At 55.0% G+C, this 12,042-nt stretch carries 12 protein-coding genes and 1 pseudogene; 6 read left to right on the plus strand and 7 right to left on the minus strand.

The window, feature by feature from the left end; translation table 11 throughout:
- Nucleotides 1–15: 15 nt before the first annotated feature.
- Entirely contained in the window at nucleotides 16–459 is a 444-nt protein-coding gene (locus ACR0IU_RS01000) for a PaaI family thioesterase (RefSeq protein WP_010440015.1), read from the minus strand.
- A gap of 49 nt (nucleotides 460–508) precedes the next feature.
- On the opposite strand from ACR0IU_RS01000, the pseudogene ACR0IU_RS01005 reads away from it, so the two are divergent.
- The 4 genes and pseudogenes from ACR0IU_RS01005 to gluQRS form a co-directional block, all read left to right on the plus strand.
- Nucleotides 509–1,303, plus strand: a pseudogene (locus ACR0IU_RS01005) (enoyl-CoA hydratase); the annotation flags it as partial.
- A gap of 251 nt (nucleotides 1,304–1,554) precedes the next feature.
- Complete coding sequence (gene trmFO, locus ACR0IU_RS01010) at nucleotides 1,555–2,895, plus strand: methylenetetrahydrofolate--tRNA-(uracil(54)-C(5))-methyltransferase (FADH(2)-oxidizing) TrmFO (protein WP_480714942.1); 1,341 nt, start codon at nucleotides 1,555–1,557, stop codon at nucleotides 2,893–2,895.
- A 38-nt stretch (nucleotides 2,896–2,933) separates the two neighbouring features.
- Nucleotides 2,934–3,548 carry a class I SAM-dependent DNA methyltransferase gene (locus ACR0IU_RS01015; RefSeq protein ID WP_480714943.1) on the plus strand — a complete coding sequence of 205 codons (615 nt, stop codon included), beginning with the start codon at nucleotides 2,934–2,936 and terminating at the stop codon, nucleotides 3,546–3,548.
- On the plus strand, nucleotides 3,545–4,390 hold the full coding sequence (gene gluQRS / locus ACR0IU_RS01020; protein ID WP_480714944.1) for a tRNA glutamyl-Q(34) synthetase GluQRS: 846 nt from the start codon (nucleotides 3,545–3,547) through the stop codon (nucleotides 4,388–4,390). The genes ACR0IU_RS01015 and gluQRS overlap by 4 nt, the downstream gene beginning before the upstream one ends.
- Nucleotides 4,391–4,419: 29 nt before the next feature.
- Here the strand turns inward: gluQRS and hisI are convergent, their stop codons facing one another.
- Nucleotides 4,420–4,809 (minus strand): phosphoribosyl-AMP cyclohydrolase, encoded by a 390-nt coding sequence (gene hisI / locus ACR0IU_RS01025; protein WP_480714945.1) that lies wholly within the window; start codon nucleotides 4,807–4,809, stop codon nucleotides 4,420–4,422.
- 48 nt (nucleotides 4,810–4,857) lie between these two features.
- On the opposite strand from hisI, the gene ACR0IU_RS01030 reads away from it, so the two are divergent.
- Entirely contained in the window at nucleotides 4,858–5,310 is a 453-nt protein-coding gene (locus ACR0IU_RS01030) for an iron-sulfur cluster assembly scaffold protein (protein WP_480714946.1), read from the plus strand.
- A gap of 57 nt (nucleotides 5,311–5,367) precedes the next feature.
- Nucleotides 5,368–6,006 (plus strand): MarC family protein, encoded by a 639-nt coding sequence (locus ACR0IU_RS01035; protein ID WP_170470084.1) that lies wholly within the window; start codon nucleotides 5,368–5,370, stop codon nucleotides 6,004–6,006.
- A 187-nt stretch (nucleotides 6,007–6,193) separates the two neighbouring features.
- Here ACR0IU_RS01035 and ACR0IU_RS01040 read toward each other — a convergent pair whose 3' ends face one another.
- From ACR0IU_RS01040 to sciP, 5 genes are all read right to left on the minus strand, one after another.
- Nucleotides 6,194–6,316 carry a hypothetical protein gene (locus tag ACR0IU_RS01040; protein WP_255612104.1) on the minus strand — a complete coding sequence of 41 codons (123 nt, stop codon included), beginning with the start codon at nucleotides 6,314–6,316 and terminating at the stop codon, nucleotides 6,194–6,196.
- A gap of 110 nt (nucleotides 6,317–6,426) precedes the next feature.
- Nucleotides 6,427–8,517, minus strand: coding sequence for an ATP-dependent DNA helicase RecG (recG, locus tag ACR0IU_RS01045; protein WP_480714947.1), 2,091 nt, complete (start codon nucleotides 8,515–8,517; stop codon nucleotides 6,427–6,429).
- On the minus strand, nucleotides 8,514–10,766 hold the full coding sequence (gene ligA, locus ACR0IU_RS01050; protein ID WP_480714948.1) for an NAD-dependent DNA ligase LigA: 2,253 nt from the start codon (nucleotides 10,764–10,766) through the stop codon (nucleotides 8,514–8,516). The genes recG and ligA overlap by 4 nt, the downstream gene beginning before the upstream one ends.
- A 125-nt stretch (nucleotides 10,767–10,891) precedes the next feature.
- Nucleotides 10,892–11,608 (minus strand): response regulator transcription factor CtrA, encoded by a 717-nt coding sequence (gene ctrA / locus ACR0IU_RS01055; RefSeq protein ID WP_170470075.1) that lies wholly within the window; start codon nucleotides 11,606–11,608, stop codon nucleotides 10,892–10,894.
- A gap of 84 nt (nucleotides 11,609–11,692) precedes the next feature.
- Nucleotides 11,693–11,986, minus strand: a complete 294-nt coding sequence (gene sciP / locus ACR0IU_RS01060) for a CtrA inhibitor SciP (protein ID WP_170470893.1) — start codon at nucleotides 11,984–11,986, stop codon at nucleotides 11,693–11,695.
- Nucleotides 11,987–12,042: the final 56 nt, after the last annotated feature.

Consider the following 12,042-nt stretch of genomic DNA (forward strand, 5'->3'; position numbering starts at 1 on the left):
GTCCCCGGCCCTTTTTTATCCAAACGCGGCGGCGGCTGAACCTTCTGGAGGAATGGAATACGTCATACTCGCCCGTGCGACCGGTTTGTCCGAGCCGTCCGAGTACATCAGCACATCCCCTACTGCCAATGTTCGACCTAATTTCAGCAACTTGCATTCGGCAATTAAGTCGGTGCCACCTTCCGGCTTGCGAAGGAAATCCAGCGAACTGTTTGTAGTTACCGCCAGCGATTGCCGACCCTTTCGCGCCAAAACCATCGCATAAACGCTAACATCTGCCAGCCCGAACATGGACGGCCCGGATACGGTGCCGCCAGGGCGCAGATGTCGGTCCTCGACCCTTAGTCGCATCGTGATTGACGTCTCGGTCAGTTCTTCCACAACAAAATCGCTGTGGACCTGTGGAAATACTTCTTCCAGATACTCTGTCAAATCTTGTTTGCTCAGTGCTAACGACATGCTTCCCCTCATGGCTCTGCCCGCCTAGAGTTGGCCCGAACGCCAGCGGGAGGGCAAGATGGCAATTCTGGAACGTAACGACACAGGAGCTATTGCGCGGCTCAAGATGAATGCGCCTGAGCGTTTGAATGCACTGAGTGACGAAATGCTCGCCGCGTTGCAGGCCGAGCTCGATGCACTGCGTGATGATAATTCGATTCGTGTCGTTGTTCTTTCAGGGGCGGGAAAAGCGTTTTGTGCCGGGCACGATCTGAAACAGATGACGCAGGGACGACAGGCCAGCGACCGAGGGCTTTCCTACTTTCAGGATCTGTTCGACCGCTGCGCAAAGATGATGCTGTCTATCCAGTCCCTGCCCCAGCCTGTTATTGCCCAGACGCACGGAATCGCTACGGCGGCAGGCTGTCAGTTGGTAGCAACCTGTGATATGGCAATTGCGGCCGAGGGTACACGGTTTGGCGTAAATGGCGTTAATATCGGCCTGTTTTGCTCGACCCCGATGGTGGCACTCAGCCGGAATATTCCGCGTAAACAGGCGTTTGAGATGCTGACGACCGGTGATTTTATTTCAGCCGAGCGCGCAGCCGAGCTTGGTCTGGTCAACCGGGTTGTCCCTGAAAACCTGCTGGCGGAAGAAACTGATACGCTTGCTGAGAAGTTGGCGGCAAAGCTTAGCAGTGCGGTGAAAATCGGTAAAACAGCTTTTTATCAACAAGTTAACATGCCCGTTGACCAGGCCTACGCGTACACTGCCGAAGTAATGGCACAGAATATGATGGACCGGAATACCGAGGAAGGCATAAGCGCATTTATAGAGAAACGTCCGCCCAATTGGCATCAGTGACGCTGTTATTTCATACATTTTTCAGCACTGTTCGCATTTTTTCACTTTTCAAAAGGGCGACACTGTGGCAATGGTGGGACAAGGCCAAGGCCTGAATATGCTTTTGGGTCGCCGTGGGCGGAAGGTCCCTCCAGCTGGTTTCTCTCACCGGCGCAGACATTCCCGCAGCGGCGACCCCAAAAACTTCTCCGTTTAAAGTTGCTGATATCTGCACATTGCGTATGACGTTGCAGTGCCCTATTTGGCATCGCATGACAGACAAATTGCATATTGTGGGCGGCGGCATGGCCGGGTCCGAGGCCGCCTGGCAGGCGGCGGAACTGGGCGTGGATGTTGTGATCCACGAAATGCGACCTAATGTAGGCACCTTTGCCCACCAGACCGGCAATTTGGCCGAGATGGTATGTTCGAACTCGTTCCGCTCGGATGATGATGAACAGAACGCTGTCGGATTGCTGCATTGGGAAATGCGCGCAGCAAACGGGTTGATTATGACCACGGCTGATAGCCACCGCCTACCAGCAGGTGGTGCCCTGGCGGTTGACCGTGATCCTTTTGCTGAATCTGTGACCGCCAAGTTGAAGGCACATTCACACGTATCAGTCACTGACGAGGAGGTCATCAGCCTGCCCAGTGAGGGCCACTGGATATTCGCCACAGGCCCGCTGACCTCACCCGGTTTGAGTGAGGCCATACGGTCAGAGACAGGTGCCGAAGCACTAGCCTTTTTCGACGCCATAGCGCCTATTGTCTACGCCGACAGCATTGATATGAGCAAAGCGTGGATGCAGTCGCGTTATGACAAGGGCGAGACCGAAGAAGAACGGACGGCCTATCTCAATTGTCCGATGGATCGTGAACAGTACGAAGCCTTCATTGATGCGCTGCTGGCGGCTGACAAGACCGAGTTCCACGAGGGCGAAACCGCTGGTTATTTCGACGGCTGCCTGCCGATCGAAGTAATGGCCGAGCGCGGCAGTGAAACCTTGCGTCACGGTCCGATGAAACCCGTTGGTCTGACCAATCCGCACCAACCGGATGTAAAGCCACACGCTGTTGTTCAATTGCGGCGTGACAATGCCTTGGGCACCTTATTCAACATCGTTGGTTTTCAGACCAAGATGAAATACGGCGCACAAACGGATGTTTTTCGTAAAATCCCAGGGCTGGAAAACGCCAGCTTTGCGCGGTTGGGTGGCATTCATCGTAATACCTTCATCAATTCCCCGACATTACTAGATGCGCAGATGCGGCTGAAATCCCGGCCCAATATTCGATTTGCTGGCCAGATCACCGGGGTTGAAGGCTATGTTGAAAGTGCTGCGATGGGCCTGCTGGCTGGTCGTCTTGCTGCCGCCGAGATTTTGGGCAAGACCTTGCCCGAAGTGCCTCAAGACAGCGCGATGGGCGCGTTGATCCACCATATTACCGGCGGTGCTGAGGCCAAAACGTTCCAGCCCATGAACGTGAATTTCGGATTATTCCGCCCGGTCGATGGTCTGAAAGGTGGTCGTCGGGGCCGTAAAGATCGCTACAAGGCGTATACAGACCGGGCAAAAGCTGTCTGGAGAGACTGGTTAAACCAGTGTTGACTGGACGGCACGCCTACCCTGCGCCTAACATGTAAGGTATGAGCGACAAGTTTCTGAAAAACACATACAATCTGAACTCTGCCCAGGAAACGCAGGAACACTATCAGAATTGGGCGGCTTCGTATGATGATGAAGTCGATGAGCATGGCTACGTCACCCCGGATCGTGTTGCCGCCGCATTGTGGTCATTTATCGCAGATGCCGAAGTGCCGGTTCTGGACTATGGCTGTGGCACAGGGCTTTCAGGTGTTGCGCTGAGCAAGGCCGGTTTCCACGTGATCGACGGCATGGACCCATCGCCGAATATGCTGAAAGGGGCAGCGGCCAAGGGTGTCTATCGCAATCTGATAGGCTTTGACGTCACCAACCCCGAACCGATTGAGGCGGGTGCTTACTCTGCCATCACATCTATAGGGGTTATTGGAGCCGGCGCGGCTCCGCCTGAAACATTTGATCTTCTGATGAATGCGTTACCACGCGGTGGGTATCTGGCCTTTTCTTTCAATGACCATACCTTGGCCGATCACGCCTATACCGCGCGTCTCAACGATTGGCTGGACATGGGGCACGCACGGTTGTTATTTCGTGAATATGGCCCTCACCTCCCCGGAATGGACATGAAATCTAACGTCTACGTTGTTGAAAAAGCGTGAGATTCACAACGCGCTTTGCGCCTTCTCCGACAGGTCCATTGCATCTGGGCCATGCATATTCTGCACTTCTGGCCCATGATCAGGCAGAGGCAGCAGGTGGAGAATTCCACTTGCGGATCGAAGATATAGATCAGTCGCGTTCTCGCCTTCATTGGGAAAACCAAATCTATGACGATCTGCACTGGCTTGGCCTGACATGGCCTCTGCCGGCGATGCGCCAATCAGATCGAATTCAAAAATATCGAGAGGCGCTCGAAACCTTGATCGATCTGGAGTTGGTCTACCCTTGCCAATGTAAGCGCGCCGATATCGAGGCCGCGGCAGGGGCTCCACAGGAAGGAGCGCCCCAGTTTGGACCAGATGGGCGCATCTATCCGGGTACATGCCGTCAGCGGCTCCTGCTCGATGCGGGCCCCGAGGATGTTCTTCGCCTCAATATGGAAAAAGCGCTAGAAGCGTCAGAGCTTCGCATTTTTAGTGAAACCGGAGCGAAACATGCGGGAACGCACTCACTTCGTGCCGATACGTTTCTTAACGCAGTCGGCGATATCATCCTCGTTCGGCGCAATATGGGCAGTTCTTATCATTTGTCCGTCGTCGTTGACGACGCTGATCAGAACATAACGCATGTGGTCCGAGGTGAAGATCTGTTCGACGCTACGCAGATACACGTCTTGCTGCAGGGCTTGCTTGGGCTGCCAACGCCGGTATATCACCACCACCGTCTAATCCGGGACGAGGCTGGCAAACGGCTTGCAAAACGCGATGATGCGCGCGCGATTTCTCTCTATCGCGACCAAGGTATTACACCGGCCGAAATCAGAACGATGGTCGGGCTTTAATCTTAGAATCAACCCTATCGCCAAGCGCTTCATTCCATCGGTGACATAAGCTCGACTTCAGTGCCATCGCGAACCGCTGTATAGAAACAACTCCGCCGATTTGTGTGACAGGCCGGACCGGTTTGCTTCACTGCGATCAGAAGGCAATCCCGGTCACAATCGACGCGAAAATCCACCAACTCCTGCGCATGGCCCGAACTTTCGCCTTTGACCCAGAACGCCTGTCGCGACCGCGACCAATAGGTGACGCGCCTAGTATCCAGCGTGCGCTCGATAGACTGGGCGTTCATCCACGCCATCATAAGAACCTCGCCGGTTTCTTCATCCTGCGCAATCGCAGGGATCAAACCAGCCTCGTTGAATTTCAGTGTCGACGGATCGAACAAGACTTTGTCAGCCATCGCAAAAACCTTTTGCATCCCAGAATCTCGCCATTATGTATGGGGAATAGAAAACGAGGGAAAGCCATGAGCGGCGAAACCGATCTAATCAAGCTCTATTCCGGACGCATTCTGGCGCTGGCGGCGAATATTCCGCATCTGGATCGCTTGGAAAGTCCCGATGCGACAGTGAAAAAACGTGCACCTTTATGCGGCTCGACAGTAACTGTTGACGTCAAAGTCGAGGATGGGCGGATTACCAACTTCGGGCAGGATGTTAAGGCTTGTGCTTTGGGCCAGGCTTCGGCTTCGGTTGTCGGCAGCGCGGTGATCGGTGCGACACGGGCTCAGGTAGAAACCGCGCGCGATCAGCTTTCGGCAATGTTGAAGAAAGACGGCCCGGCCCCCGACGCTCCATTTGACGGGCTCGAGGTTTTAATGCCCGCACGGGACTATAAGAACCGGCATGCGTCGATCTTGTTGGCACTGGACGCAACTGCGGAAGCGATGGAGCAGGTAGAACAAGCCAATTGCGCCTGATCGTGGCCTTTCCAAACAAAGACGTATAGTGTGCCCCCAATTGATTTGGGGGTTAACGTGAACAATTTGCTGGAACATTTCGTGACGCTCTGGGTTGTGATCGACCCTATCGGCACGATCCCCGTCTTTATCGCCGTCACTGCGGGTATTGCCGCTGGGGCCCGTCGCAAGACCGCCCTATTGGCGGCATTGGTGAGTGCGGGAATACTAATGTTCTTTCTCATCTTCGGACAACTTGTAATCGAGGCATTGGACATCGGCCTAAACTCGTTTCAAGTAGCCGGCGGGATAATCCTGTTCCTCTTCGCGTTGACCATGATCTTTGGCGAGAGCAAGCAAGAGATTGAACAACGTCAGGCCGAAGAGGACCTGGACGATAAAATGCACAAGACCAACCCGGCCATTTTCCCGCTCGCCGTTCCATCCCTCGCCTCCCCTGGCGCGATGCTCGCTATCGTTGTTTTGACCGACAACAACCGATACAGCGTCGCTGATCAAAGTATCACTGCATTGGTTATGCTAGCCGTGATCGCCATCGCGTTTGTGCTGATGCTATTGGCAGAACCGATCATCCGGTTAATCGGACATTCTGGTGCAGCCATCATCAGCCGCGTAATGGGGATGATACTGGCCTCGGTCGCGGTCAACTCTGTCCTGTCGGCGACGATTGAGATTATCAAAACTGGTCAGCTTTGAAAAAAGAACCGCCGCACCTTCCGGGCGGAAAGGGCGGCGGCAAGTCATGCGTTTCTCATGTAGGGTCCGGATAACCGCACGGGGCCGAGGCAGGCCCCTTCAAGGGAAATGGGACAGGCAGGTCACCCTTGACTATGACGGGGAGACAAGCGCGGTGTGATCGGCACGAGATCGCAGGCAGAAAGGCTTAGAACCCGGTTGGCAGATGAAGGGCAACCACCAGCATCACAACCAGTGAAACCGCACCCGCCGCATCCTGCAAAATCGTGGATTGCGAACGGGTAAAGGCAGTTTTGATCTGGCTCAGCATGGTCTCACCTCCGGTCAGGTTTAATCCTTTGTTGACCTTTTGTTCTCATATTTAAACGAGTCGGTAAAGAACTTTTTGAGAACATTTGTGAACTTATTGGGATCTACGGCCTAACCCACTGATATCAAACGGATCGCCTGATCCTGCTTCATAAGCCACAGAAGAATGCGCGCAGCCTGCCCTCGATCCGAGGTCAGTTTGGGGTCTGCGGACAGCAAAGCGCGCGCATCTGATTGCGCCACCGCCATCAGCCCAGCTTGCCTTTCGAGATCGGCAATACGAAACTTTGGCAAGCCAGATTGAGCGGTTCCGATCAGGTCACCCGCACCGCGCATCTGCAAATCGGTCTCGGCAATGCGGAACCCGTCCTCGGTTTCACGCAGTACTTCCAGCCGTTTACGTCCACCCTCCCTGAGCGGAGGCTGATACATCAGCAAACAGGTCGAGGCATCCTCGCCCCGTCCAACCCTGCCCCGTAACTGGTGCAGTTGCGCCAATCCAAATATCTCGGCTCGCTCAATCACCATGATGGTGGCGTTGGGCACGTTGACGCCAACTTCAATCACCGTGGTTGCAACCAGCACTTTGGTCTGACCGCTTTGAAACGCCGCCATTGCCGCGTCTTTCTCGGCGGGTGGCATTTGGCCGTGTACCAAACCTACCACGTTTTCCCCCAATATCGCGCGAAGGCGTTTGAAACGCTCTTCGGCGGCGGTTAGGTCCGAAACCTCGGATTCATCAACCAGCGGGCACACCCAATAGCATTGTTTGCCTGCATCAATCGCGCCGCGAAGATGGGCCACAACTTCGTCCATGCGCTGCGTACTGACGACCGCGGTCTTGATCGGTTTACGGCCCGGCGGCTTTTCATCCAGCACCGAAACATCCATGTCGCCGTACTGCGCAAGCGCCAAACTGCGCGGGATGGGTGTCGCGGTCATCACCAGCACGTCCGCGCGCTGGCCTTTTTCGGACAGCTCCATGCGCTGACGGACGCCAAAACGGTGCTGCTCATCAACAATGGCCAGCCTTAAGGCCTTGAATTCGACATCGTCCTGAAACACGGCGTGGGTGCCGACCAAAATCTGAATATCTCCCTGCTTCAGAGCGGCCAGCTTCGCCCGACGTTCGGCCCCTTTGTCACGCCCGGTCAGGATTTCCAGGACAACTCCAGCCTCTTCGGCCAGTGGTCGCAGCCCTTCAAGATGCTGCCGGGCGAGGATTTCGGTGGGGGCCATCATTACCCCTTGCCCACCCGCTTCGACGGCAATCAGCAGCGAAACAAATGCCACCAGAGTCTTTCCAGCCCCCACATCGCCCTGAAGCAACCGGTTCATCCGCGTTTCCGAGGCCATATCTTCCGAAATTTCCTCGATCGCGCGGGTCTGCGCTCCGGTTGGTCGATATGGAAGGCTTGCCAGAACCTTGGATTGCAGCGCACCCGTGCCCAGACTGACGATCCCCCGCGCCTTACGCTCACGCTGCCGCGCCAGGGCCAAGGTCAATTGATGTGCGAGCAGTTCATCATAGGCAAGCCGTTCCCGCGCGGGCGCAAAAGGTGCGACGTCATCCGCCCCCTTCGGGCGATGCGCCGCGTGAGTGGCCTTTGCCCAATCGGGCCAATACTGTTGCGCCACCTGGGCGGGGTCCGCCCATTCGGCCAATACAGGCACCCGCGCCAACGCACTTTGAGCCGCTTTGTAGGCTGTCTTTTGCGTCACGCCCTGGGTCAGATGATAAACCGGCTCAAACTCGGGCAATTCGCCTGCGTTCTCAGGCGCGACCATATGATCGGGGTGCACCATCTGAGCCATGCCATCGAACAGTTCAAGCTTTCCCGACACCACCCGGCGCGCACCCTGCGGCAACAGCTTTTTCAGATAATCTCCGCGTGCATGAAAAAAGACCAGTTGGAAATCCGCCTGGCTGTCCTCCACATGAATGCGGTATGCGCCACCTTTATTCCGCGGCGGTCGATGTGCCCCGATCGTAACCTCAACTGTCAGAGTGGTCGGAAGGTCTGCGCCCTGTATCGTATCGCGTCGCCGCCGATCGATCACTGCATAGGGAAGCGAAAACAAGACATCACGCGGTGACTCGATCCCCAATTGGCCCAGAAGCTGCGCGGTTTTTGGCCCCACACCATCCAGTGTTTCAAGCCCTGCGAAGAGCGGAAAGAGTTGTTCTGGCCTGCCGCTCATAGATCGCCGATCAGTTGAAGCCAGCCGTCTTCATCCAGGGTTTCGATACCCAAATCGGCCGCTTTCTTCGCCTTCGATCCCGCACCCGGACCCGCTACCAACAAATCGGTTTTTTGGCTGACCGAACCCGACACCTTGGCGCCCAACGCCTCGGCACGCGCCTTGGCCTCGGCGCGCGTCATCTTTTCAAGCGTTCCTGTAAAGACGACCGTTTTTCCTGCAACCGGGCTATCCGATGCAGGCGCATCCGGCGGAACGATGGTTAAGTGACTGCGCAGTTCACCAAACGCCTTGCGTTCGTCCGGGTTGGCAAAGGCGTCAGACAGCGATAGCCCCAGCGTGGTTCCAATGCCATCAATTCCAATCAGATCCGTCCAAGCGCTGGCAGCGTCCGCTGGTACATTTAGCTTAGCAACCGTAGCATCCCGCGCCTCTTTGACTCTGGCGCGCCGACCTTCTTCTATAGCTGTGTTCCTTTCTGCATCTTCCGCTTCGTCAGCGGCACGCTGCGCAAGTGCTGCGGGTCGCGCCGTATCGATTGACGCGGTCATTTGATCCCAATCCCGATAGAACAGGGCCAAATCCCGGGCGCCGACTTCGCCCACATGGCGAATTCCGAGTGCAAACAACAATCGAGCGAAGGGAATGGTTCGTTTGTCATCGATCGCGGCGAACAGATTGCTGGCCGAGGTCTCTCCCCAACCGTCACGGTTTTTCAAACGGGCAAGATTTTCAGCGTCCCGTTCTTTCAAGGTAAAGATATCGGCAGGTGTGTTGATAGGCAGAACGGGGTCGTTGTGGAACATCTCGATCTGCTTGGCACCGAGCCCTTCAATATCGAAGGCTTTGCGCGACACGAAATGTTTGAGTTTCTCCACCGCCTGTGCAGGGCAAATTAAACCCCCGGTGCATCGGCGTACTGCATCACCTTCTTCGCGGATTGCCTCACTGTCACATTCCGGGCATGTCGTTGGAAAGGAATAAGGTTTCGCATCATCCGGTCGTTTAGACAGATCAACATCCGAAATCTTTGGGATCACATCCCCTGCCCGATAAACCTGCACCCAATCGCCGATGCGTATGTCTTTGCCATCGCGGATAACCCCGCCTTTGGCGTCCCGCCCCGCGATATAGTCCTCATTGTGCAGCGTCGCGTTCGACACAACGACCCCACCGACAGTCACAGGATGCAAACGTGCAACCGGGCTAAGCGCTCCGGTCCGACCCACCTGAATGTCGATCGCTTCAAGCCGGGTCCAGGCCAGTTCGGCCGGAAATTTATGCGCGATCGCCCAGCGGGGCGTTGTCGAACGGAATCCCAACCGGGATTGCAGACTCAGATCATCAACTTTGTAGACCACCCCGTCGATGTCATATCCCAAAATCGCACGCTGTTCTTCGATCGCGCGGTAATGATCCAGCATCTGACCTGTCGTGGAACAGAGGCGCGTAAGCGCGTTGACTTGGAAGCCCAACGCTTTGAGTCGTTCGATTGCCCCCATTTGCGTTTCAGCCAGAGGTTTCGACAGTTCGCCCCAGGCATAGGCAAAAAACTTTAGTGGACGTGATCGAGTTATTTCCGAGTCCAGTTGACGCAGCGAACCAGCCGCTGCGTTACGCGGATTTGCGAAAGTCTTTCCACCTGTTTCAATTTGCCGTGCGTTCAGCGCTTCGAAATCATGATGAGACATGTAAACCTCGCCGCGAACCTCGAATATATCTGGAGCACCTTTAATTCGAGGCGGAATATCCGACACAGTGCGCGCATTGGCGGTCACGTTTTCCCCGGTCTCACCATCCCCTCGGGTCGCCGCCTGAATCAGCTCGCCGTGCTCATATCTTAAGGATAACGAGAGGCCATCGATCTTTGGCTCGGCTGTATATTCAAGTGGTGCGTCTTCCCCTAACCCGAGATACTTGCGGATTGAGCGGTCAAAATCGGCAACATCCTCCTCGTCAAAGGCATTGCCAAGTGACATCATCCGCACTGCATGCGTGACTTTGGAAAACCCGTCTGAAACTTGTGCCCCTACTTGATCCGAAGGGCTGTCTGCACGTTTTAGTTCCGGAAAGTGCGCCTCAATATCGGCGTTGCGACGTTTGAGGGCATCATAATCGGCGTCTGATATTTCCGGAGCATCTTCAGTGTGATAAAGCTGGTTGGCCCTCTGCAACTCCTTGGCAAGCCGAGCTAGTTCTGCACGTGCTTCGTCTTCCGTCAATTCTGCGATTGCAGTGGTATCGCTCATGGCCCTGCCCTGTCACGTCATATTAGAATCCAGTGATAGGACGAGGCCATGATCAGGTCCAGTGTTGTGCTGAGACGCGAGTGAAATTACCGTCCTGGACCATCGACGGTAGCAGTCAGATCAATTCAGGCGCCAACGGCAAGGCGGGCTTCACCCATATTGCTGGATTGTGGATCGCGCAGAACATAACCGCGACCCCAGACTGTTTCGATATAATTCTCACCACCAGTGGCATTGCTGAGCTTCTTACGTAACTTGCAGATGAACACATCGATAATTTTCAATTCTGGCTCATCCATGCCGCCGTAGAGATGATTCAGGAACATCTCTTTGGTCAGAGTTGTACCTTTGCGCAGGCTTAGAAGCTCAAGCATCTGATATTCTTTGCCCGTCAGGTGCACGGTCTTTCCTTCGACCTCGACGGTCTTGGCATCCAGATTGACGGCCACCTGCCCTGTGTGGATCACGGACTGGGAATGCCCCTTGGAACGCCGGATGATCGCATGAATACGCGCCACCAGCTCTTCGCGATGGAAGGGTTTGGTCAGGTAATCGTCTGCACCAAACCCGAAGCCTTTGATTTTGCTTTCGGTGTCGTCCGCGCCCGACAGGATCAGGATCGGTGTTTCCACGCGTGCGATCCGCAGTTGGCGCAGCACTTCGTGGCCGTTCATATCAGGCAAATTCAGGTCAAGCAGAATGAGGTCATAATCATACAGCTTGGCCAGATCGATTCCTTCTTCGCCAAGGTCCGTCGCATATACGTTGAGATTTGCGTGCGTCAGCATCAATTCAATGCTCTTGGACGTGGTTGGATCATCCTCGACAAGAAGTATGCGCATTTTTCACTGCTCCAATTAGGTCAAATTCTTCAACTGATCTGAGCCTGAATAAAAATGGTTAATCTGACGTTACCGTTGAATCGTTTATTCATCTTCTCCTTTAGGTTGTCGATATTTTTTTAATGCAGTCACCTTCAGCGCATCGATTCCGTGCTCTGCGACGGCTGACACCCAGGAATTGAATTCCTCATCGCTGATGCCGTAGCGTTTCTTTGCATCAGACAGGGAAATCAGCCCGTAAAGCACTCCACGCACGACAATTACTTTGCGCGAAGCTACCCATCGCCGCGTGTCTGCCGGGGGTAGATCGGCGCGTGTTAGCACGCTTCCATCCGGCAAGGTGACCGATCTTGGACCTTCCACTTTGTGCAAATACATCTGTTCCACCTTCTTCTGCTGCGACAAAGCTGCATCCAATCTACTTAAAACGGTGT

It is taken from the genome of Ruegeria sp. CL5 (assembly GCF_056536485.1).